The sequence below is a fragment of the Streptomyces marianii genome (genome assembly GCF_005795905.1).
In the GTDB taxonomy this organism is placed as follows: Bacteria; Actinomycetota; Actinomycetes; order Streptomycetales; family Streptomycetaceae; genus Streptomyces; species Streptomyces marianii.
The window spans coordinates 772,622-792,732 of record NZ_VAWE01000001.1 but is presented as its reverse complement, the minus strand read 5'-3'; the positions used below and the strand labels follow the sequence as shown (position 1 = coordinate 792,732).

At 72.2% G+C, this 20,111-nt stretch carries 17 protein-coding genes and 2 pseudogenes; 15 read left to right on the top strand and 4 right to left on the bottom strand.

Annotation, left to right across the window (positions count from 1 at the left end; translation table 11 throughout):
• Positions 1 to 6 precede the first annotated feature (6 nt).
• From FEF34_RS03635 to FEF34_RS03600, 7 genes and pseudogenes are all read left to right on the top strand, one after another.
• A complete protein-coding gene (locus FEF34_RS03635) occupies positions 7 to 1,548 on the top strand; it encodes a DHA2 family efflux MFS transporter permease subunit (protein WP_138051832.1) in 1,542 nt (513 codons plus the stop codon).
• On the top strand, positions 1,499 to 2,110 hold the full coding sequence (locus FEF34_RS03630) for an AMP-binding protein (RefSeq protein WP_267905176.1): 612 nt from the start codon (positions 1,499 to 1,501) through the stop codon (positions 2,108 to 2,110). The genes FEF34_RS03635 and FEF34_RS03630 overlap by 50 nt, the downstream gene beginning before the upstream one ends.
• On the top strand, positions 2,001 to 2,363 hold the full coding sequence (locus tag FEF34_RS03625; protein WP_138051830.1) for a hypothetical protein: 363 nt from the start codon (positions 2,001 to 2,003) through the stop codon (positions 2,361 to 2,363). Before FEF34_RS03630 ends, FEF34_RS03625 begins: the two co-directional genes overlap by 110 nt.
• Positions 2,360 to 2,781 (top strand): annotated as a pseudogene (locus FEF34_RS03620) (hypothetical protein). Before FEF34_RS03625 ends, FEF34_RS03620 begins: the two are co-directional and overlap by 4 nt.
• A gap of 491 nt (positions 2,782 to 3,272) precedes the next feature.
• Positions 3,273 to 3,707, top strand: coding sequence for an aspartate 1-decarboxylase (panD, locus tag FEF34_RS03610; protein ID WP_138051829.1), 435 nt, complete (start codon positions 3,273 to 3,275; stop codon positions 3,705 to 3,707).
• 38 nt (positions 3,708 to 3,745) lie between these two features.
• Positions 3,746 to 4,087 (top strand): GNAT family N-acetyltransferase, encoded by a 342-nt coding sequence (locus FEF34_RS03605; protein ID WP_138051828.1) that lies wholly within the window; start codon positions 3,746 to 3,748, stop codon positions 4,085 to 4,087.
• 92 nt (positions 4,088 to 4,179) lie between these two features.
• On the top strand, positions 4,180 to 4,974 hold the full coding sequence (locus tag FEF34_RS03600; RefSeq protein ID WP_234043049.1) for a hypothetical protein: 795 nt from the start codon (positions 4,180 to 4,182) through the stop codon (positions 4,972 to 4,974).
• Between the two features lie 731 nt (positions 4,975 to 5,705).
• Here FEF34_RS03600 and gndA read toward each other — a convergent pair.
• Positions 5,706 to 7,148, bottom strand: a complete 1,443-nt coding sequence (gene gndA / locus FEF34_RS03590) for an NADP-dependent phosphogluconate dehydrogenase (RefSeq protein ID WP_138051827.1) — start codon at positions 7,146 to 7,148, stop codon at positions 5,706 to 5,708.
• Positions 7,149 to 7,396: 248 nt separating this feature from the next.
• On the opposite strand from gndA, the gene FEF34_RS03585 reads away from it, so the two are divergent.
• From FEF34_RS03585 to FEF34_RS40995, 5 genes and pseudogenes are all read left to right on the top strand, one after another.
• Positions 7,397 to 8,629: a transglycosylase family protein gene (locus FEF34_RS03585; protein ID WP_138051826.1), complete on the top strand. Its 1,233-nt coding sequence runs from the start codon at positions 7,397 to 7,399 to the stop codon at positions 8,627 to 8,629.
• A gap of 176 nt (positions 8,630 to 8,805) precedes the next feature.
• Positions 8,806 to 9,495, top strand: a complete 690-nt coding sequence (locus tag FEF34_RS03580; RefSeq protein ID WP_138051825.1) for a (2Fe-2S)-binding protein — start codon at positions 8,806 to 8,808, stop codon at positions 9,493 to 9,495.
• A gap of 59 nt (positions 9,496 to 9,554) precedes the next feature.
• A pseudogene (locus tag FEF34_RS42520) lies at positions 9,555 to 9,721 on the top strand (GlgC family sugar phosphate nucleotidyltransferase); the annotation flags it as partial.
• Between the two features lie 158 nt (positions 9,722 to 9,879).
• The gene (locus FEF34_RS03570) at positions 9,880 to 11,343 is read left to right on the top strand and encodes an SDR family NAD(P)-dependent oxidoreductase (protein WP_138051824.1); all 1,464 of its coding nucleotides are present in this window, start codon (positions 9,880 to 9,882) and stop codon (positions 11,341 to 11,343) included.
• Between the two features lie 307 nt (positions 11,344 to 11,650).
• On the top strand, positions 11,651 to 11,818 hold the full coding sequence (locus tag FEF34_RS40995) for a hypothetical protein (RefSeq protein ID WP_171052799.1): 168 nt from the start codon (positions 11,651 to 11,653) through the stop codon (positions 11,816 to 11,818).
• A 161-nt stretch (positions 11,819 to 11,979) separates the two neighbouring features.
• Here the strand turns inward: FEF34_RS40995 and FEF34_RS03565 are convergent, their stop codons facing one another.
• Genes FEF34_RS03565 through FEF34_RS03555 form a run of 3 tightly spaced genes read right to left on the bottom strand, consistent with a single transcriptional unit; the run spans position 11,980 to position 14,866 of the window.
• A complete protein-coding gene (locus tag FEF34_RS03565; protein ID WP_138051823.1) occupies positions 11,980 to 13,413 on the bottom strand; it encodes a lipase maturation factor family protein in 1,434 nt (477 codons plus the stop codon).
• Positions 13,380 to 13,955, bottom strand: coding sequence for a DUF1990 family protein (locus FEF34_RS03560; protein WP_138051822.1), 576 nt, complete (start codon positions 13,953 to 13,955; stop codon positions 13,380 to 13,382). Before FEF34_RS03560 ends, FEF34_RS03565 begins: the two co-directional genes overlap by 34 nt.
• Positions 13,952 to 14,866 (bottom strand): YndJ family protein, encoded by a 915-nt coding sequence (locus tag FEF34_RS03555; RefSeq protein ID WP_234042257.1) that lies wholly within the window; start codon positions 14,864 to 14,866, stop codon positions 13,952 to 13,954. The genes FEF34_RS03560 and FEF34_RS03555 overlap by 4 nt, the downstream gene beginning before the upstream one ends.
• Positions 14,867 to 15,018: 152 nt before the next feature.
• On the opposite strand from FEF34_RS03555, the gene FEF34_RS03550 reads away from it, so the two are divergent.
• From FEF34_RS03550 to FEF34_RS03540, 3 genes are all read left to right on the top strand, one after another.
• Positions 15,019 to 16,353, top strand: coding sequence for a DUF6777 domain-containing protein (locus FEF34_RS03550; protein WP_138051821.1), 1,335 nt, complete (start codon positions 15,019 to 15,021; stop codon positions 16,351 to 16,353).
• 55 nt (positions 16,354 to 16,408) lie between these two features.
• Positions 16,409 to 18,481 (top strand): SpoIIE family protein phosphatase, encoded by a 2,073-nt coding sequence (locus FEF34_RS03545; RefSeq protein ID WP_138051820.1) that lies wholly within the window; start codon positions 16,409 to 16,411, stop codon positions 18,479 to 18,481.
• A 110-nt stretch (positions 18,482 to 18,591) separates the two neighbouring features.
• A complete protein-coding gene (locus tag FEF34_RS03540) occupies positions 18,592 to 19,989 on the top strand; it encodes a wax ester/triacylglycerol synthase family O-acyltransferase (protein ID WP_138051819.1) in 1,398 nt (465 codons plus the stop codon).
• Positions 19,990 to 20,111 lie beyond the last annotated feature (122 nt).

Here is a 20,111-nt window from a genome sequence, read left to right as displayed (position 1 = left end):
CGCCAGATGCTGACGGTCGTCGCGACGGCGCTGGGTGTCTTCCTGGTGGCCCTCGACGTGCTGATCGCGAACGTGGCCCTGCCCGACATCCAGCGGAACTTTGGTGTGGGCGAGTCCGGCCTGCAGTGGGTGGTCACGGCGTACTCCATCGGCATGTCCGTGTTCGTCATGGCCGCCGCCACCTTCGCCGACCGCTTCGGGCGCCGTCTCGTCTACGTCGTGGGGATCTCGGTTTTCACCGTCTGCTCCGTGGCTGCCGGCCTGGCTCCGGACCTCGGAGTCATGGCGGTCGCCCGAGCTGTTCAGGGCGTTGCCGCAGCGGCGGTGATCGTGAGCTCGCTGGCCCTGGTGAGCTCTGCCTTCCCTGACAAGGGCGACCGGGCAAAGGCCATTGGGCTGTGGACCGGTGTGGCCACCATCGCCTCACCTCTGGGGCCCACGCTCGGTGGCTTCCTCACCGAGGCCGTCAGCTGGCGGGCTGTCTTCCTGATCAATGTCCCTGTCGGCGTGCTGGCACTCGCCCTGACCTTCGGATACGTCGGCGAGTCCCGTGCGGAGCAGACCCGTGGCTTCGACTGGGGCGGGCAGATGCTGTTCGCCGTGTCCGTCGGTGCACTGGCATACGCTTTCATCCAGGGCCAGAACCTCGGCTGGACGTCGCCTCTTGTCCTGGCGTTGCTGGCCGTCGGCGTGGCCGGGTTTGCAGTCTTCGGTCGGTACGAGTACGGGTCGCCGAACCCGATGATGGACGTGAGGCTGTTCGGAAACCGCACCTACACCGTGGCCATCGTCACGGCCTTCTCCGCGTTCTTCGGCGTGTACGGCATGCTGCTGGTCGTCACGCAGTACTTCCAGAACGTCGAGGACTATTCGCCTGAACTGGCCGGGCTGCTGATTCTCCCGTTCGCTTTCACCCTCATGGTGTTGTCGCCGGTCGCGGGCCGACTGGTCGCACGGTTCGAGGCTCTGCCAATCGCCAGAATCGGTCAACCCCTGCTGGTCGTGGGGCTGGCCATCATCGCTGTGAGCATGCCGGTCTCGGTGTACCTGGTCGCAGCAGGCTTGTTCGTCACAGGCGCAGGCACCGCTCTGCTCGTCATTCCGATCACCTCTCTGGCCGTGGGATCGGTCCCGCCGGACAGGGCCGGAATGGCCTCCGGCATCTTCAATGCCCAGCGGGCCATCGGTTCAACGTTCGGCTTCGCGGTCCTCGGCACCATCCTCGCGGTCTGGCTGGGAGGCACCCTCGACGCCGCACTGCGGGAGGCGGTACCAGAGTCACGGGCGCGTCAGGCGGTCACCGACCGCATCATCCAAGAGGCCAACCCGTACGCGTACGTCGCCGAGGTCGGACCAGGCAGGCCGCTTCCCGCACCCACTCCCGGCCAGCGCGAGGCCATCGTGACGGCGGCCAAAGAGGACTTCATCCGAGCCAGTCAGTTGAGCGTCGCCGTCGGCGCGGCATTCTGCACCGTCACCGCAGTGTTGTTCTGGACCCTTGCGCGTAGTTCCACCACTGGCCAGAAACCCGACGACGCCCCCGCGTGAAGCTTCCCAGGGAAACTTCAACACGGTCCTGGCCCTTTCGTCGCCCAGCTTCGGCATGTCCTTCGTCGAGTTCCTCGGCACCACCGCGGCGGGCGGCACCGTGGTCGTTCCCTCGCCGGACCGGGCCAAGGACCCTCGGCACTGGGCGGAGTCGGCGGTCCGGCACGGGGTCACGGTGTGGAACTCGGCCCCGGCCCTCACGCGCCGGCGTCGATCATGCTCCGTCGACCGAGCGGACCGAGGTCGGAGCTCGACCGCAACGAACACGAGTGCGGGCGTGACACCGCCCAGCAGCGCCGGCAGGGCGATGCCGACCACGATCCAGGCCCCGGAGCCAAAGCGCCCACGGGATGAGATGGCCGAGAGCAGGGCAGGCGGTGCCCGACCCGTGCGGTACGTCAGGGCGCCCCGTATCCGCCATGCCGCCGCCTCCCAGCAGCGATACTGGATGCATGGACACGACGATCACCGCACCCCGCGCCGAGGTGCTGCGGCACCGCTACCGCAGCCGGCTGCCCGAGCGCTTGCAGGAGCTGGCCGGCCCCGTCGAGGGCGACGTTGACCTGCCGCTCCACATCGTCTGGTCCGGGCGGACGAGCTACAGCCTGGACCGTCCGAAGTCCCGCATGACGCTCTACCGGACCGTCCTCGCCGAAGGACTGAGTGAGGACCTGGTGACCCTCCTGCACCACCGGCTGCTCGCCGAGCAGTGGCCCGTGCTGCGGCGCTTGATCAGTCCCTACATCCGCGAGGTCTGGGAGGACGCCTTCCCCGAGCTGCTCCGCACCGCTCCGGCCGACACGACCGCCGCATGAAGCTCACTCCGCTCCACGGGCGTCTCCTCGCCGACATCCTCGATCTCGGCTCCCCCTACCCTCTGGTCCTCACCGGCGGATACGCCGTGCAGGCCCACGGCCTGGTCGAGCGCTTCAGCCGCGACCTCGACGTCGCCACCGTGCCCTCGCCGACCGCGGCACCGTCCGCGACCTCATCGACGTGCAGGCTGCCTCCCGCCACCGCTCCATCGCCGACCTCGAATCCCTGGGCCGCCGTCGCGCCCACGACGAGTTCAGCCTCGAAGACCTCCGGGATCGGCTGATCGGCGCGGACTGGTACGAGGATGAGGACTACACCGCGTACGGGCTTACCTCCCGGCAGATCGAAGAGCTCAAGGCGTGGGCGCTGGAGTGGGCGGAGGATCTGGGTGCGCGGATCCATGACGAGAACGCCTGAGAAGGCTTCCGCTTTCCGTTCAGCGGGCTTGGCCAGTCGAACAGGGTTCCTGTTCGGGTGATGGTCGCGAGGTTGATGCATGAAGGAAGGGCCTCTTGGTAGCTCGGGGTTGCGATTCCAACCGAGCAGCACCAGGAGGCCCTGCTGTCACAGTCTTTCGCGCTCGGGCCTGCCGAGTCCAACGTGGTGTCCCGGTCGTGTGGCTGCCTCGTGCACAGGTTCGGGAATGCCGCGGACCGTCCGGACCATGTCCCGTGCTATGCGTCGGACATGACCGAGGCCGAGTGGCAGGTGGTGCGGGCGTCGATGCCGGTTCCGGGCTGGCTGGAGGGCCGGGGCGGCCGTCAGGCGCGGAATCCCAGGCAGGGAGCCCTGTCCCGATGAGAAGCGATGTTCCTCACAACCGTCGACTCCGACGCGTGCCCGTGTAAAGTGAAGACCGCCCTTGACCTGCAGAAAGCAGGCAGGGAGCCGTCTTTCAGGAGTCCAAAGTGCTGCGTACTCTGTTCAAGTCCAAGATCCACCGGGCCACCGTGACCCAGGCCGACCTGCACTACGTCGGCTCCGTCACCGTCGATGCCGAGCTGATGGAAGCAGCCGACCTGCTTCCCGGCGAGCTCGTCCACATCGTCGACATCGACAACGGCGCCCGGCTGGAGACGTACGTGATCGAAGGGGAGCGCGGCTCGGGCGTCATCGGGATCAACGGCGCCGCCGCCCATCTCGTGCACCCCGGTGACCTGGTCATCCTCATCAGCTACGCACAGGTCGAGGACGCCGAGGCGAGGTCGCTGGTGCCCCGCGTCGTCCATGTCGACGGGCGGAACCGCATCGTCGAGCTGGGCTCGGACCCGTCCCGGCCGGTCCCCGGGAGCGACACGGAGAGCAGCCCGCACGCCGTGCCGGCTCCCGTGGCCCGATACTGAACCGACCGACGGCACGTCCGCTGACCGAGGAGAGCACGATGGCTGACTCCGAACTCCGTGACGATCGTGAGAAGGGGCGGCTGGAGGCGCACGAGGACGGCGAGTTCGTCGGCCACATCGCGTACTTCACACTGGACTTCCGCCCTGCGGCGCTGGTTCCCGTGCACACGATCGTCGAGCCGGCGCACGAGGGCAAGGGCATCGGCAGCACCCTGGTGCGAGAGTTCTACGCGATGGCCGCCCGTGAGGGGGTGCCGGTCGTGCCGCTCTGCCCGTACGCCGCGAAGTGGGCGCAGCGGCACCCGGACGAGGCTCCCGTGCCGTCCGCCGAACTGGTCAAGGAGGCCGAGCGGCAGACGAAGGAGCACCCGGGGCTGTGACGGCCCTGCCGCCGTGGGCCGACCGCTCGCACAGGGCCGGCCCGCTGGCGGAGCGTTCGCCCGAGGCCGGCCCGCCGGAGGCAGCGGAGCCCGTGCTGTCCCTGCTGCACACCTCCCCGGTTCATGTGCCCGTCTTCGACGCCCTGCAGGGCCGCCACCACCCGGGTCTGCGGCTGCGGCACACCGTCGACGAGGACCTGCTGGCCCGGGCCAGGTCGCACGGTGCGGCAGCGGTGGCCGACGCCGTCCGCTCGGTTCTGGCCGGGGCCGTCGCCGGGGGAGCGGATGCGGTCCTGTGTACCTGCTCCACCATCGGGGCGGTGGCCGAGCGGTGCCCGGCGGACGTCGGGGTGCCCGTCTTGCGGGTCGACCGGCCCATGGCCGCGGCCGCCGCCGCCCACCGGCGGATCGCGGTCGTCGCGGCGGTCGCGACCACCCTGGCGCCCACGGTCGCGCTGATCGGGGAGGAACGGGTTCGCGGGGAAGTGGGCCGAGGGGCCGTGGTGCGCGCGGAACCCCTGTGGGAAGCCCTGGACCCGGCGGACCGCGAGCGGATGATGGAGCCCGCCGTTCCGGACGGCTCCGGAACGGTGCGCACCCATCTCGTCGGGGGAGCCTGGGAGCGCTTCGAGTCCGGCGACCACGACGGCTGTCTGAACCTGGTCGCCGCCGCCGTCGACTCCGTCCGCGACGCCGATGTGACCGTCCTGGCCCAGGCGTCCATGGCGGCCGCGGCCGCCCGTGTGACCACGTCCATCCCCGTGCTCTCCAGCCCCCGCCCCGGCCTCGCGGCAGCGGTACGGGCGGTGGCGGCAGGGGCGGTCGACGGCGAGGAGCCGTCGGCAGCCCCTTCGGCACCGGAGACGGCGGTCCGCCGCGAGCCGTGAGGTCCCGGGGCCCCTGCCCTGCGGTTCCGGGCACCGTCGACCGGCGTACACGGGTGAGCACCCCCGGCCTGCGCGAGCCGCCGGCACCCCCGGCCTGCGCGAGGGAGCGCCGGCGGCGGGCGCGGACCTCGTGTTCCCCGGTCGGCCGGCACCTCGAGGCAAGCGGACCGGCGGCCTGCCCGGACCGCGCGTTCCCCGGGCTGCACCGACGGGTCCGCCCCCGGCCGCGCCCTCAACCCTTGCCCCACACGTGCCGATGACTGGACCGGACGCGTGTGGGAAGCCGCATGCGTGGAACCCGAAACGCGCGTCCGGCCTAGCCGACGCCCGGCCGACCGAATCCCCGGGGAGACCGTCATGACACAACCCCCGCCCGACCCGGCACCCCCTGCGCCGCCACCCGACCCCGTACCACCCGACCCCGTGCCACCGACGCCGCCACCCGACCCCGTGCCCCCGGCTCCCACGCCGCCACCGGAGCCCGGTCCGGGGCCGGCGCCGGGGCCTCCGCCCGGACCCGTACCCCCGCCGCAGCCGCCGCCGGGCCCCGCACCGGACCCGATTCCCAAACCGCCGGGACCGGACCCGGTGCCCGGACCGGACCCCCAGCCCGGCCCGCTGAGCTGACGCCGTAAGGGCCGGCGCCACACCACGGACGCGACGGATCACGACCTGTGGTGATCCGCCGCGTCGGCGCGCCACCATGCGACCCGGATGCGCCGGCCCACGGCTCAGCCGGTGCCCACCTCCGACCGGTCGCCGCCCCAGAGGGTGTGGAACGACCCCTCACGGTCGGTGCGCCGGTAGGTGTGCGCGCCGAAGAAGTCCCGCTGTGCCTGGGTGAGCGCCGCCGGCAGCCGGCGTGCGCGCAGCGCGTCGTAGTACGCGAGCGCCGCGGAGAAGCCCGGCGTCGGCACACCCTGGCGTGCCGCGGTGGCCACCACCGCGCGCCAGTCGTCCTGGGCCGCGCCGATCTCCTCGGCGAACTGCTTGTCCGACAGCAGGCTGGGCAGGTCGGCCCGCGCGTCGAACGCCGTCCGGATCCGGTCCAGGAAGGCCGCGCGGATGATGCACCCCGCCCGCCAGATCGCCGCCACCGAGCCCAGGTCGATGTTCCAGTCGTAGGTGTCGCCGCCGGCCCGGATCTGGTGGAAGCCCTGCGTGTACGACACGATCTTCGACGCGTAGAGCGCCTGCTCGACCTGCGCCGCGAAGCGGGCGGCGTCCGCCTCGTCCAGCGGCTGGGGCGTCGGTCCCGGCAGCGACTGAGAGGCCTCGCGCAGATCGATGTGCCCGGACAGCGAACGGGCGAAGACGGCCTCCGCGATGCCCGACACCGGTACGCCCAGGTCGAGGGCGATCTGCACGGTCCAGCGGCCGGTGCCCTTCTGCTCCGCCCGGTCGGCGACCACGTCGACGAACGGCTTCCCGGTCACCGGGTCCGTGTGGGCCAGCACCTCGGCGGTGATCTCGATCAGGTACGAGTCGAGCCGGCCCGTGTTCCACTCGCGGAAGGTCTCGGCGATCTTCTCCGGTGAGTACCCGGCGACCGACCGCAACAGGTGGTACGCCTCGGCGATCAGCTGCATGTCGGCGTACTCGATGCCGTTGTGCACCATCTTCACGAAGTGGCCCGCGCCGTCGGGGCCGATGTGCGTGGTGCAGGGCGTGCCGTCCGGGGCCTTCGCGGCGATCCTCTCCAGCATCGGGCCGAGCGTGTCGTACGACTCCGGGGAACCGCCCGGCATGATGCTCGGGCCGTGCAGCGCGCCCTCCTCACCGCCGGAGACGCCCACGCCCACGAAGTGGATACCGCGCTCGCGCAGTTCGCGCTCACGCCTGCGGGTGTCCTCGAAGTGCGCGTTGCCGCCGTCGATGATCTGGTCGCCGGGCTCCAGCAGCGGGGCGAACTCCTCGATCACCGCGTCCGTCGGGGCACCCGCCTTGACCATGATCATGAGTCGCCGGGGCCGCTCCAGCGCGGCGACGAACTCCTCGGCGGACTCGGTGGGGACGAAGGACCCTTCGTCGCCGAACGACTCGACGAGTTCGCGGGTGCGGGCGTTGGTCCGGTTGTGCAGGGCGACCGTGTAGCCGTTGCGCGCGAAATTGCGGGCGAGATTGCGGCCCATCACCGCGAGCCCGGTGACGCCGATCTGGGCGGTACCACTCATACGTGTGCTCCTGGAATCCGTCGACTGCGTGCGGTCATGCGGAAGTGCGCCTCTCCGTGGCCAGTATGAATACGCGTCACCGGAGTGCGGCGTTCATGGGCGACGAGTCGCGCGAGGGGCGCACCGTCCACCGTATTCCCTCCGGACGGCCGTGCGCCCTGCGTCGGGGCGCCCGCATGCACCCCCTTGTCATGTCTTGCGGCGAGCCAATAGCTTGGGCGGCCGCCGAGGCGTTCGAGGGGGAACTCATGGCCGTTCGTGGACGACACCGCCGGTACCAGCCGAGCCGTATCAACCGGGCCTCGCTCACCGTCACCGTGGGTGGTGCGGGCATGGCGCTGCCGCTCATCGGCGCGGGAACGGCAGCCGCGGCTCCCGAGCACGTGTGGGAGAAGGTCGCGGCCTGCGAGTCCACCGGCAACTGGCACATCAACACCGGCAACGGGTACTTCGGCGGACTCCAGTTCAGCCGGTCCACCTGGGAGGAGTACGGCGGAACGGCCTACGCCGCGCGCGCCGACCTCGCCACCCGCGACCAGCAGATCGCCGTCGCGGAGAAGGTGCTGGACGGTCAGGGGCCCCGCGCCTGGCCGGTCTGCTCGGCGCGGGCGGGACTGACCCGAGACGACGACACACCGGACGTCTCATCCGAACGGCAGCTCCGGGCTCAGGCAGCGTTATCCCGGCCGACCGTCCAGCAGGCGACCCCGACCACCGTCCCCGCCCTGCGCGAGAGCTACACGGTGACGACCGGCGACTCCCTCTCCGGGATCGCCGCCTCCGAACGGGTCAGGGGCGGCTGGCAGGCGCTCTACGACGCCAACCGGAAGGTCGTCGGCGCCGACCCCGATCTCATTTACCCCGGCCAGCAGCTGGTCGTGCGGGGCGCCGCCCCCGCACCGTCGAAGAGCGTTCCCCGGACCCGGCCGGCGACCCCGCCGAAGTCCGCTCCGAAGACGCAGCCGCCGAAGGCCGCGCCGCCCGCGGCCCAGCCGCAGCAGAAGCAGCAGAAACAGCAGGCGAAGACCGAGCCGAAGCCCCGGCAGCAGGAGCGTCCCGATCGCGCCCAGCGCGGCGCCGGCCTGAGCGCACCCGTCGCCGCCGGCACCGGCACCCCGTACGGCAGAGCCGGTTCGTCCTGGTCCAGCGGCTATCACACGGGCGTGGACTTCCCCGTACCGACGGGCACCTCGGTGAAGGCCGTGGCCCGGGGCCGGGTGCTCTCGGCCGGCTGGGCGGGCGCGTACGGCTACCAGATCGTCATCCGGCACGACGACGGGAAGTACAGCCAGTACGCCCATCTGTCCGCGCTCACCGTGCGGGAGGGGCAGCGGGTCAACAGCGGTCAGCGGATCGCCCGTTCAGGGTCCACCGGCAACAGCACCGGACCGCACCTCCACTTCGAGGTGCGTACCGGGCCGGGATACGGGTCCGACATCGATCCGCTCAGGTACCTCCGTGCGGGCGGTGTCAGCATCTGACGGCGTTCCGGCGGCGCCGGCACGGGGGGCGGTGAGCCCGGTGCCGGAATCGGGGACGAGCCTCGTGGCCGCCGCCGTATGCTGCACACGAGGCAGGAACCCGGCCCCGCCAGCGGCGCTCGGGTCCCGGCCGGACAGCGGGACGACGGACGACGGAACGAAACCGGGCGGGGCGCGTGGAGCGGACGGAGACGGAGTCGATCGGCGGTTTCTTCGCGACCCGGACCGCAGAGCCAGGTCCCGGCCATCTGCCGCTGTCCAGGCTCCACGCCGGCGAACTCGCGCCCCTGACCGCCCGCGTCGACCGGGTCGCGGCCCGGCTGCGTACCCCCGAGCGCCGCGTCGCCGCCTCCATCGCCCACCTCGGGCTCGCCGCCCGGCTCTGGTCCGCGGCGCTCGGCCCGGCCGCGCTCCACGGAGAGTTCCCCGACCCGGCCGCCGCAGCGCTGTACTGGGACCCGGAGCTCAGCTCACCCGACGATCTCTGCTGGACAGGGGCGGGGATGCTCCCCGGTACCGTCGACGGCATCCGGGAGGCGGTCCAGTACGGCCACCTCGTCCCGCTCGCCGATGCCCTGCGGAGCGACGTCCGCATCTCGCACCGGCTGCTGTGGGGCAACGCCGGCTCCGCCCTCGCCGGCGCCCTGCGCGAGATCCGGCGCTGGGCGCGGGAACGAGACCGGCCCGACGTGGCCGAGCGCGCCACCGCACTCACCGCGGGACTGCTGGACCACCCGGACCTCTCCGGCACCGTGAGGGGTCCGGCGCTGCGCCGCACCAGCTGCTGCCTCTACTACCGCTGCCCGGGCGGCGGACTGTGCGGCGACTGCGTCCTCGACCGTCCGCCCGGCGGGCAACGGCCGTAGCGTACGGGGGCTTCGGCCACCCGTCTGCATCGGCGGCCGCGGCACCCGTGGGACTCGGCAGCGTACGCGTCGGTCGGGGTGCGGTCGTGCGCGCAGCGGTGCTCGACGAGAACGTCGGCTCCCGCCGGGAGCCACGCCCGGCGTCGATCCGGAACGGGACCGGGAGCCGTACACCCTCTCGAAGCCCGGGGTGATCGCGTTGGGCAAGGGGCGGCGGATGAGGTGACACCCATCGCCGTTCCGCACCGTGCAGGATTGGATGCGGAACGTCATGTGCCGGTCTCGCCCTGCAACGGTTTGGCCCGCACGCCCGCCTCTGAAGTAAAGTTCCGCTTTTGGAAACCCCCAAGCGGCATGCGAAGAACACAGGGAACGGCAGCGGCGATGACGGTGACAGACGACAGCCTGGACTTCGGCCCCGGCATCGACCCCGAGCGACTGGCCGTCTGCCTGGGCGTTCTCGAGGAGCTCGACCGCCTGGAGGTCGACCACCCCGACGCGGTCGCGGTCCGCCGGGCCACCGCGGGGATCTACCGCACCGTGAAGCAGCGCCGCCGCCAGGAGCGCCGCGCCGCCAAGACCGCCCACGACAAGGTCGTCACCGAGGCCACGGCGACCGGCTCCGCGGACCGCATCGACGACGAGACCCAGGGGCTGCTGCCGTCCTCGTCGGTGACGGGGGAGATCGCGGGCATACTCCAGCGTCCCCGGTCCTGCTACATCTGCAAGACCCGCTACGTCGAGGTCGACGCCTTCTACCACCAGCTGTGCCAGAAGTGCGCGGCCGAGAACCGGGCCCGTCGCGACGCCCGCACCGATCTGACCGGCCGGCGGGCGCTGCTCACCGGTGGCCGGGCCAAGATCGGCATGTACATCGCACTGCGGTTGCTCCGCGACGGAGCCCACACCACCATCACCACCCGCTTCCCCAACGACGCGGTCCGCCGCTTCAAGGCGATGCCGGACAGCGACGAGTGGATCCACCGGCTCAAGGTCGTCGGTATCGACCTCCGTGACCCCGCGCAGGTCGTGGCGCTCGCCGACTCGGTCGCGGCCGAGGGGCCGCTGGACATCCTGATCAACAACGCGGCGCAGACCGTGCGTCGTTCCCCGCAGGCGTACAGCGAGCTCGTCGCGGCCGAGGGGGCCCCGCTGCCCGCGGGCGAACTGCCCGCCGCCGAGGTGATCGGCACCTTCGGCAGCGGTGGGGTGGACCGGGTCGCGGCCCTGCCCGGGCCCCGCTCGGAAGGGCTGAGCGCCCAGGACGTCACCGGTCTCGCCCTCGTCTCCGGGTCGGCGTCGCTCGCGCGGATCGAGGCCGGCACCGCGATCGACGCCGGCGGGCTCGTGCCCGATCTGCACGACACCAACAGCTGGATCCAGACCGTCTCCGAGGTCGACCCGGTCGAGCTCCTCGAAGTGCAGCTGTGCAACTCGACGGCGCCGTTCATCCTGATCAGCCGGCTCCGAGCAGCGATGGCCGCGTCCTCGGCCCGGCGCAAGTACGTCGTGAACGTCTCCGCCATGGAGGGCGTCTTCAGTCGCGGTTACAAGGGTGCCGGCCATCCGCACACCAACATGGCCAAGGCGGCCCTGAACATGCTGACGCGCACCAGCGCCCAGGAGATGTTCGAGGCCGACGGCATTCTGATGACCGCCGTCGACACCGGCTGGATCACCGACGAGCGTCCGCACCCGGACAAGGTGCGCCTCGCGGCCGAGGGCTTCCACGCTCCGCTGGACCTGGTCGACGGCGCGGCCCGGGTGTACGACCCGATCGTGCGCGGCGAGGCCGGCGAGGAGCTCTTCGGCTGCTTCCTGAAGGACTACGACCGCGCGAACTGGTGAGTCGCGAGGTAACCCGAACGGCGGATTCCCCCGGGCGAGCAGGACTCCCCGGGGGTTTCCTGTACCCGATGGGCCGTCACCTTAGGACGCTTTCCCGTAAAGAAACGCCCAATGTGACGTAATCCATCGAGCGCAGCCGCGCTCATTTGGTTAGTCTGGATCCAACGGACGGTCGGCAAGGGGTCACGAAACCTCCCGAGACCGCCCCGGGACAGGTCCGCAACCTCGGCCGCGATCCCGCCCGAAGAACGGCGCCACCGCGACCGAACCGCCCTTGTCCCTGTGACGCGACACTAAGGAGTGCGCGGTGACGACTGAAACGAAGAAGACCAAGCCCGCGGCGGAACCCGGCGAACGACCGGGGCGGCCGGACGAGCTCGGAAGCCTCGAGGTCTGGGCCCGTTCCGCGCCGATCAGACTGGCCGGCTACGAGGACGACCTCGCCGAGCCGCACATCCTGCAGGGCATCGACTGATCTCGCGCCCCAGGGCTGTCACCCCCCCGGTCCGCTCCGGACCGGGGGTCCCTGCATCCCGTCCTCCCCCCCGGCCGCACGCGGGACGCCGGGGCGGCGCGACGGGACGAATCTCCCCGTCCCCGCCCGCAGCGCGGGCCGGGCCGGTCCCCACGGCCGGGTCAGACCCGTTCCGCCGGGACGTGCGTGCTGCTCAGCCGGGTCGGCGGCAGGTACTCGCGCAGATAGCGGCGCTCCCACCACGCGCCCGTGGAGCGCAGTTGCCGCCAGTCCGTGAACGCGTAGTGGTACAGCCGGGCCCTGACGTACGACGGCGGTGCGTCCGGGAAGGGATTGCGGCGCAGCAGCTTCAGCGTGTCCCGGTCGTTCTCCAGTAGCCGCTCCACGAAGCCGCCGAACCAGGACCGGGCGTAGGCGGGGGAGAGGGCGGCGAACCACATCAGCCAGTCGAGGCGCAGATGGTACGGGGCGTACTGCCGGGGCAGCCGGCGGAGGCCGCCCGGCTTCCCCTTGAACTCGTACTCCCTCCACACGGTGCCCGGGCGGGGCACCGGCTCGTCCGTGCCCTCGATCACGACCTCGTACCGGACCCTCCCGACGGTTCCGAACGCGCCGTAGGTGTTCACCAGGTGGAGCGGGTCGAAGGACCGGTTCATCGCCTGCCGCCGGGAGATCAGGTTGCGCACGGGGCGGTAGCTCAGAACGAGGACGAGGACGGTCGCCGCGATCACCAGGACCTCGTACCAGAGCGGCGGGGCGGGCAGGGGGTGCGGCCCGGTGAGCGCGGAGAAGTCGACGGCGGAGAGCGCGAGGGCGATCGTCAGCCAGTTGAGCCAGGCGAAGTTGCCGGACAGGACGAGCCACAGCTGGGTGACGACGATCAGCCCCGCCGCCGCGGAGGCTACGGGCTGCGGGGTGAACAGCAGCACCGGCACCAGCAGTTGGGTCACATGGTTGGCGGCGGCCTCGGCCCGGTGCAGCGGCCCCGGCAGACGGTGGAAGAACCAGCTGAGCGGGCCGGGCATCGGCTGGGTCTCATGGTGGTAGTACAGACACGTCAGCCGGCGCCAGCACTCGTCTCCGCGGACCTTGATCAGCCCGGCGCCGAACTCCACCCGGAAGAGCAGCCAGCGCAGCAGCCACAGCACCAGCACCGGGGGCGCGGCCCGCTCGTTCCCGAGGAAGACCGCGAGGAACCCGGTCTCCAGCAGCAGCGACTCCCAGCCGAAGGCGTACCAGGTCTGCCCGACGTTGACGATCGAGAGGTACAGCGCCCACAGCGCCGCCCACCACAGCATCGCCGTCCACAGCGGCAGGTGGTCGGCCGCGCCCCCGAGCAGCGCGGCCGAGAGCACCGCCCCCGCCCAGGCGCAGCAGGCGAAGAACCGGTCCGAGTAGTGCAGTTGGAAGATGCTCGGCGCCCGCCGCATCGGGGCGTACCGCAGGTACTCGGGTACCGGGAGCATGCCGCGCTCACCGATGAGGGCGCGGAACTGAAGGGCCGCCCCGACGAAGGCCGCCAGGTACAGCGCGGCCAGCGCCCGCTGGAAGACGAGTCTGCTCAACCAGTAGTCGGGTGCCGAGAACCACTCCATCGCGGACCTCCCGTACCCCCAGTATCCGCCTCGGCGACAAGCCGCCGCAGGCCGGCGCCGAGCCGTCGCGCGTACATCCGCTGCGCCACCGGTACGAGCGGCCCGGCGAGCCGGGTGTACCAGCGGGCGGGCCTGCTGAACGCCGTCACCGTGAACCACACGGAGCCGTCCTCCGCCGCCTCCGCGAGGAAGCTCTCCTCGCCGCACTCGGGGTGGCCGGTCAGCGTGCCGTAGGCGAACCCGATGCGGTCCGGTCCGTACGCGGTCCAGATCACCCGGCACGGGGCACGGAAGCGCAGCGGGCCCACGCCGAGCGAGATCTCGACCGAGGTGCCCGGTTCGGCGCGGGCGGTGGAGGCGGCCACCCGCGCTCCGGACGCGCGGTGCACCGCCCAGCCGGTGATGGCGGCGCCCGCGGTCTCCAGGGCCGCGGGGCCGTGGCCCACGTGTACGCGGACGTGGAGGTGGTGGTAGCCCTCGGGCAGGGGGGTGCGGCGGGTGGCGCCGGTCTCGGCGTAGTTGAGTCCGTCGGCGAGGGTCACGTGGCGGTCCTTTCCGGTCCCGTCGATTCCGGTCCTCTTGGTCCGGGTCCTGTCGATCCGGCTCGTGCGGTGGTGCGGCGGCCGTCGGCCTTCTGGGCGGTGGTCTCCTCCAGCCGCAGCCAGGCCAGCAGCGAGCAGAGGGCGAAGCCCAGGGCGTTGCCGAGGCCGTGGGTCGCGGCCATCCAGGTGAGGTCGGGGTGCGGCAGGCCGGTGGCCTCGCCGAGTGCCCAGCTCAGGGCGAGGAGCATCGTCGCCACCAGAACGGCCGCCGATACCCCGAGAAATGTGCGAATCAGCCGTTCGGCCCTGCCTGTGCGCACATCGCGCCAGGTCAGCAGTGCAACCGCCCACATCCCGGCGGTCAGCACCACCGCCCCGGCCAGTTCGACCCGGTCGCCCGTGAAGTAGCCGGCGAGTACCAGCAGGGTTCCCGCAGGCACGCTGACCGCCGCGAACCGGCCGGTGGAACCCCCGGCGGAACGGCAGACCAGGCCCGCGACCAGCGCCGCGGCGAAGCCCGCGAAGTGGAAGTGCGGCACGGTCAGGGCCAGGATCTCCAGGTCGAATCCGAGCAGCTCGTGGCCGGAGCGCTCGGCCACCAGGGCCACTCCTGCCACGGCCGGCGCGGCCAGGGCCGTGAGGACGGCGATCTCCGCCGGCGCGAGCGAGCGGGTGCGCCGCAGCCGGGCCGGGGCGTGCAGGGCGAGGGCGGCGGTGGCGAGGGCGTAGACCGAGGCCAGGGCCGTGGCGAGGGCGCCCCGGGGCAACCACAGGCTGACGGCGCCGGGCAGGGCGAGCAAGGGCCAGAGCCGCCGGACGGCGCCCGGGTCCGGGCCCGGCAGCAGTCGCAGTCCCAGCGGAACGATCACCAGCATCCCGAGCATCACGATCGCGTTGACCAGCGCGGTCATCGCGCCACCCCCCATCTTGAACGCGTTCAGTTCCGCGCTCGAGCCTAAGGTGATTCTTGAACGTGTTCAAGTCGCGGCTCCGGAGAGTGTGGTGCAAGACAGGGAGTGATCACTCCGGGTACACCCTCACAACAGGCGGGAGATGGCGGGGCATGTTCGTGCGCTCACCGATGTATCGCCGGCACGCCGGGCTGGCCGCGATGTCGGCCGGCTTGTCGGCCGCACTGCTGGTCACTGGCTGCAGCAGTCTCACGGATCAGGGGCAGTCGGGCTCGACCCCCTCTCAGGAGGTCCGTCTGCAGCCGGCCGCGGAGCCCGGCCCCGATCCGTTCACGCCCTCCACGGCCACCGTGACGGCGGTGTCCCGTCAGCTGCCGACGCCGCGTGCGTCCAGCTCCGTGCAGCAGGACCCCGATGTGCGGTCCATCCGCACCGTGCTGGGCTCCACGCCCGGACTGTACGGGGGCACCCGGTCCGTCGCGAGCTGTGACGTGGAGCAGCAGATCCGGTTCCTGGTCGCCGACCAGGGCAAGGCGCAGGCGTTCGCCGAGGGCGTCGGCGTAGGCCAGGAGGACCTGCCGGGGTTCCTGCGGGGTCTCACGCCCGTGGTGCTGCGGGCCGACGCCCGGGTCACCAACCACGGCTACCGCGACGGTGTCGCCCAGCGCCGGCAGGCCGTGCTCCAGGGCGGGACCGCCGTGCTCGTCGACGAGCACGGCTCACCACGGGTCCGCTGTGGGTCCGGGAGCCCGCTCGCCTCCCCCGTGGTGACCGCCGGGGCGGTGAACGAGCAGGGCAAGCCCTGGCAGGGGTACGACCGTGACCGCGTGGTCGTGATCACCCGGGCCGCGCACGTGATCGACGGCCTGGTGCTCGTCGATATCGGCGCGAACACCTGGATGGAGCGCAGGAGCGGCTCTGACGGCGAGGCGGACCAGAATCCGCAGGTGCCGCCGGCGTACGACCCCGGGCTCCATGTCACCGACGCTCCTCAGGGGCCCCAGCCGGCCGGGCTCGGGTCGCCGAGCGAACCGCCGCCACCGAGTCCCGACGCCTCCGGGCCGCAGCCGGCGTCTCCGAGCGCGGTCCGTCCCGCTGTCCCGAGCTCGCCGCCCCGTGGCCCCGACGGCCCGCCGCCGATCCTTCCGGACGCGCCACTGCCCGACGGGGCGGGCCAGGGTACCGGCGGGCAGGACGCCGGAGGCCAGGGCGGGTTCGACCAGGGCGGTGCCGGTCTGAGTGACAGCGACATCCTGATCTCGCCGGACTCCGGCGGCGGTGCCGGCCAGGGTTCGGGCGGCGTCGGCGGCGTGGACCAGGGTTCGGGCGGCGTCGGCGGCGTGGACCAGGGTTCGGGTGCCGTCGGCGGCGCGGGTGAGCCCCAGGGCGGACCCGGCGTCATCCTTCCGGACGCGCCGCTTCCCGCCGGTGTCGGTGCCGGGACCGGCGCCGGCCTGCCCGCCGCCGGTGGGAGTGTTCAGCGCTGAGGCCGCAGCGCCCCGTTCGCTCGATAAATCGGACAAATGATGGCAGAGTGTCACCATGGCTGATCGGGCAGCGGGGGCCCTGTCGCTTCCCGACGACTGGCCCGCCAACCCGGATCTGAGCCTGGCCCTGAACCGCATGGGCAGCTTCGACTGGGACCTCGACAGCGGGCTGATGCATCTGGATCAGCCCGCTCTCGACGTGTTCGACACGCCCGCCGACCAGTACGACGGCCGCCCGGAGACCCTGGCCCGGCGCTTCCCGCGCGGCGAGGCGGCCCGGCTGGACGAGCTGGTCTCGCAGGCGCTGAAGAACGGCAGCTCCCACTACGGTGCGTACTTCCGCATCCGCTGCCGCACCGGCACCCTGCGCTGGACGCACACCCAGGGATCGGTGCTCCGTGATGCCGAGGGCCGCCCCCACCGCATCATCGGCATCGTCCGCGACGCCACCCAGGAGCTCGCCGAATCCTCCGCCCGGCTCGAACTCGACGCGGAACGCCGACGTCAGACCAGTGTCGTGGAGAGCACCACGGCCGCCCTCGCCGACGCCAGGACCGTCAAGGACGTCATCGACGTGCTCAAGGACTCGCACGGGCTGGAACACCTCGGCGCCACCAGCCTGGTGATGGGGCTGCTGGAGTCCGGACGTATCCATCTCGTCGCGGAGGGCCCGGAGGGCTCCTTCGTCCCGGGTACCCGCTTCACCCGGGTCGACGAGCAGTACCCGATGAGCGAGGTCATCCGCACGCTGGTGCCCCGGTTCATCGAGTCCAAGGAGGACTTCGCCGGCTCGTACCCGCGACTCTGGCCGCACATCAGCGGACTCGGCATCACCTCCGCGGCCTACATGCCGTTGATCGCCCAGGGCAGGCCGATCGGTGCGCTCGGCCTGCTGTACCGGGAGAAGACCGGCTTCACCACCGAGGAGCGCAATCTGCTGGTGGCGCTGAGCAGCAGCATCGCGCAGAGCCTGCAGCGGGCCATGCTCTTCGAGCAGGAGCACGACCTGGCCGAAGGGCTCCAGCAGGCGATGCTGCCCCGCCGCATCCCCTCCGTGCCCGGCGCCCGGATCGCGGTGCGCTACCGCTCGGCCCGCCTCGGCCGCGACATCGGCGGCGACTGGTACGACGTCATCCCCCTGCCCGGCGGCCGGGTCGGCGCGATCATCGGCGACGTCCAGGGGCATGACACCCACGCCGCGGCGGTCATGGGCCAACTGCGCATCGTGCTGCGCGCGTACGCGGCCGAGGGGCACACTCCCGCGACCGTGATGGCCCGCGCCTCGGTCTTCCTCCACGAGCTCGACACCGACCGCTTCGCCACCTGCATCTACGCGGAGGCCGACCTCACCACGGGCGTCGTGCAGATGGTGCGCGCCGGCCATGTCGACCCGCTGCTCCTCGACTCCGACGGGGAGGGCCGCCGGATCCCGGTGGAGGGCGGGCTGCCCCTGGGCCTGTCCGCGGAGTTCGGCCGGCTCGAGTACCCCGTCGCCACCCTGGAACTCGACCCCGGGCAGACCCTGTTGCTCTACACCGACGGGCTCGTCGAACAGCCGGGTGCCGACCTCGACGACGGGATGCGGCAGCTCACGACCGCGATCCGGGGCGGCTCCAAGAACCTCCAGATGCTCGCGGACCAGCTCTGCGAGGAGGTCGACGAACGGGGTGGCGACGACGACGTCGCGCTGCTGCTGCTCCAGCGCCGCGGAGCCTACGCCCCGCGCACCGGCGGGCGGCTCCAGCAGCATGTCGCCCAGAACGACCCCGAGGCGCTCAGCTCCGCCCGGCACATGATCCGGGCCGCCGTACGGGCCTGGGGTGCGGCGGACCGCTCGGACGAGATCGAGCTGGCGGCGGACGAACTGATCACCAATGCCCTGATGCACACCGACGGCGGGGCGATCGTGACCGTGCGCGTGCTGACGGGGCCCGAACGGCGGCTGCGCGCCGAGGTCGAGGACTCCTCCAGCGCCCTGCCCCGGCGCCGGGAGGCGGGGGACGCCGGGGTCTCGGGCCGGGGACTGATGCTGGTGGACCGGCTGGCGGACGTCTGGGGAGTGGAGTCGCGCGGCACCGGCAAGTGCGTGTGGTGCGAGTTCGTCGTCCCGGTCCGGGCGGCAACCTGAAGACCACCCGACAGTAACCCTATGTAACCTGATTGCGCTTGACCGTAACCGACCGCAGGCGATTGACTGCTGATTCCTGTGTTCCGGCCTCCTAGGACATGAGGACACCCTTGAGCACCGAGCTGCTGGCACCCCTGGATCTGGCCTTCTGGCACCTTGAGTCCGCCGACCACCCGATGCACCTCGGCGCGCTCGCCCACTTCACCCCGCCCGCGTCCGGGGACGCCGGCACGGCCGCGGCCGGCAGCGAGGAGATCCTCGCGCTGCTCGCCGCCCGTGCCTCCGCGATCCCCCGCCTGCGCATGCGCGTCACCGACGTCCTGCTGCCCGTGGGCGGCGCCGCCTGGACGGCCGACAAGGACTTCGACGTACGGCGGCATCTGCGTCAGGTCCGGCTGCCGGCGGGCGACTTCGCGGCGTCCGCGGCCACGCTCGCCGCGGAGCTGATGGAGCGCCCGCTCGAACGGGGGCTGCCGCCCTGGGAGATGTACCTGCTCACCGGAGGTCCGGGCGATCCGTTCGCCGTCCTGGTCAAACTGCACCACGCTCTCGCGGACGGCATGCGGGCCGTCGCCATCGGGGCGGGCATCTTCGACGAGATCGCCGGGCCGCTCGCGGCGCGCGCCCGCAGGCACGGCCGAAGGTCCGGCCGGGGCCCGGCCGCCGTACCGCCCCGGTCCTGGCTGCCCGGTCCCTGGCAGGTCGCCGGGATGGCCCGCGGCCGCATCGAGGAACTGGGCCGGGCCTTCGGAGTCGGCGCCTCCCTCCTGGGCGCCTCGCTCGCCCGGGCCGGCCGGCTCGACCCCCGCGGCGCCGCGGCGCTCAGCGCCAGCTCCAGTGGCACTCGCAGGCTCGCCACCTCCGTACTCGACCTCGACGAGGTCCACGAGGTCCGCAGGGTCGCCGGCGGCACCGCGAACGACGTGCTCCTCGCCGCTGTCGCCGGGGCGCTGCGCCGCTGGATGACCGAGCGGGGTGACGCCCTGCCGCCCACCGACCCCAGCGCCCTCGTCCCGGTGTCCAGGCGCCGTCCCGGCGGCCCGCCCGGCTCCGGCAACAAGCTGTCCGCGTACCTGCTCGACCTCCCCGTCACCGAGCCCGACCCCTGGGCCCGGCTCTACGCGGTCCGCGACGGCATGGACCGCAACAAGGCGGCGGGGCCACTGCGCGGGGCCGGAGCCGTCGCCGTGCTCGCCGACCAACTGCCGCCGCTCGCCCACCGGTTCGGGGCACCGATCGCCGGCAACGCCGCCCGGATGCTGTTCGACCTCCTCGCGACCAGCGTGCCGCTGCCCCGCTCCGCACTGTCGCTCGGCGGCTGCCCGCTGCGCGAGATCTACCCGATGGCCCCGCTCGCCCGCGGCCAGTCCCTCGCCGTGGCGATGTCCACGTACGGCGGCCGGGTGTACTTCGGCCTGGTCGCCGACGGGAAGGCCCTGCCCGACGTGGACCGGCTGGCCCGCGCGATCGAGGAGGAGATGGCCGCGCTGCTGGAGCTGGTCCGCTGAGGGCTGCCCCGCAGTCCCCGGGGGCCGGCGCGCGGCGTCGGACGCGGTGCATCGCAACTCGGAGAGTCGTCCTCACACTGGGTGTACTCGCATGATCCGACAACGCGGCGAGGCGCCGTAGC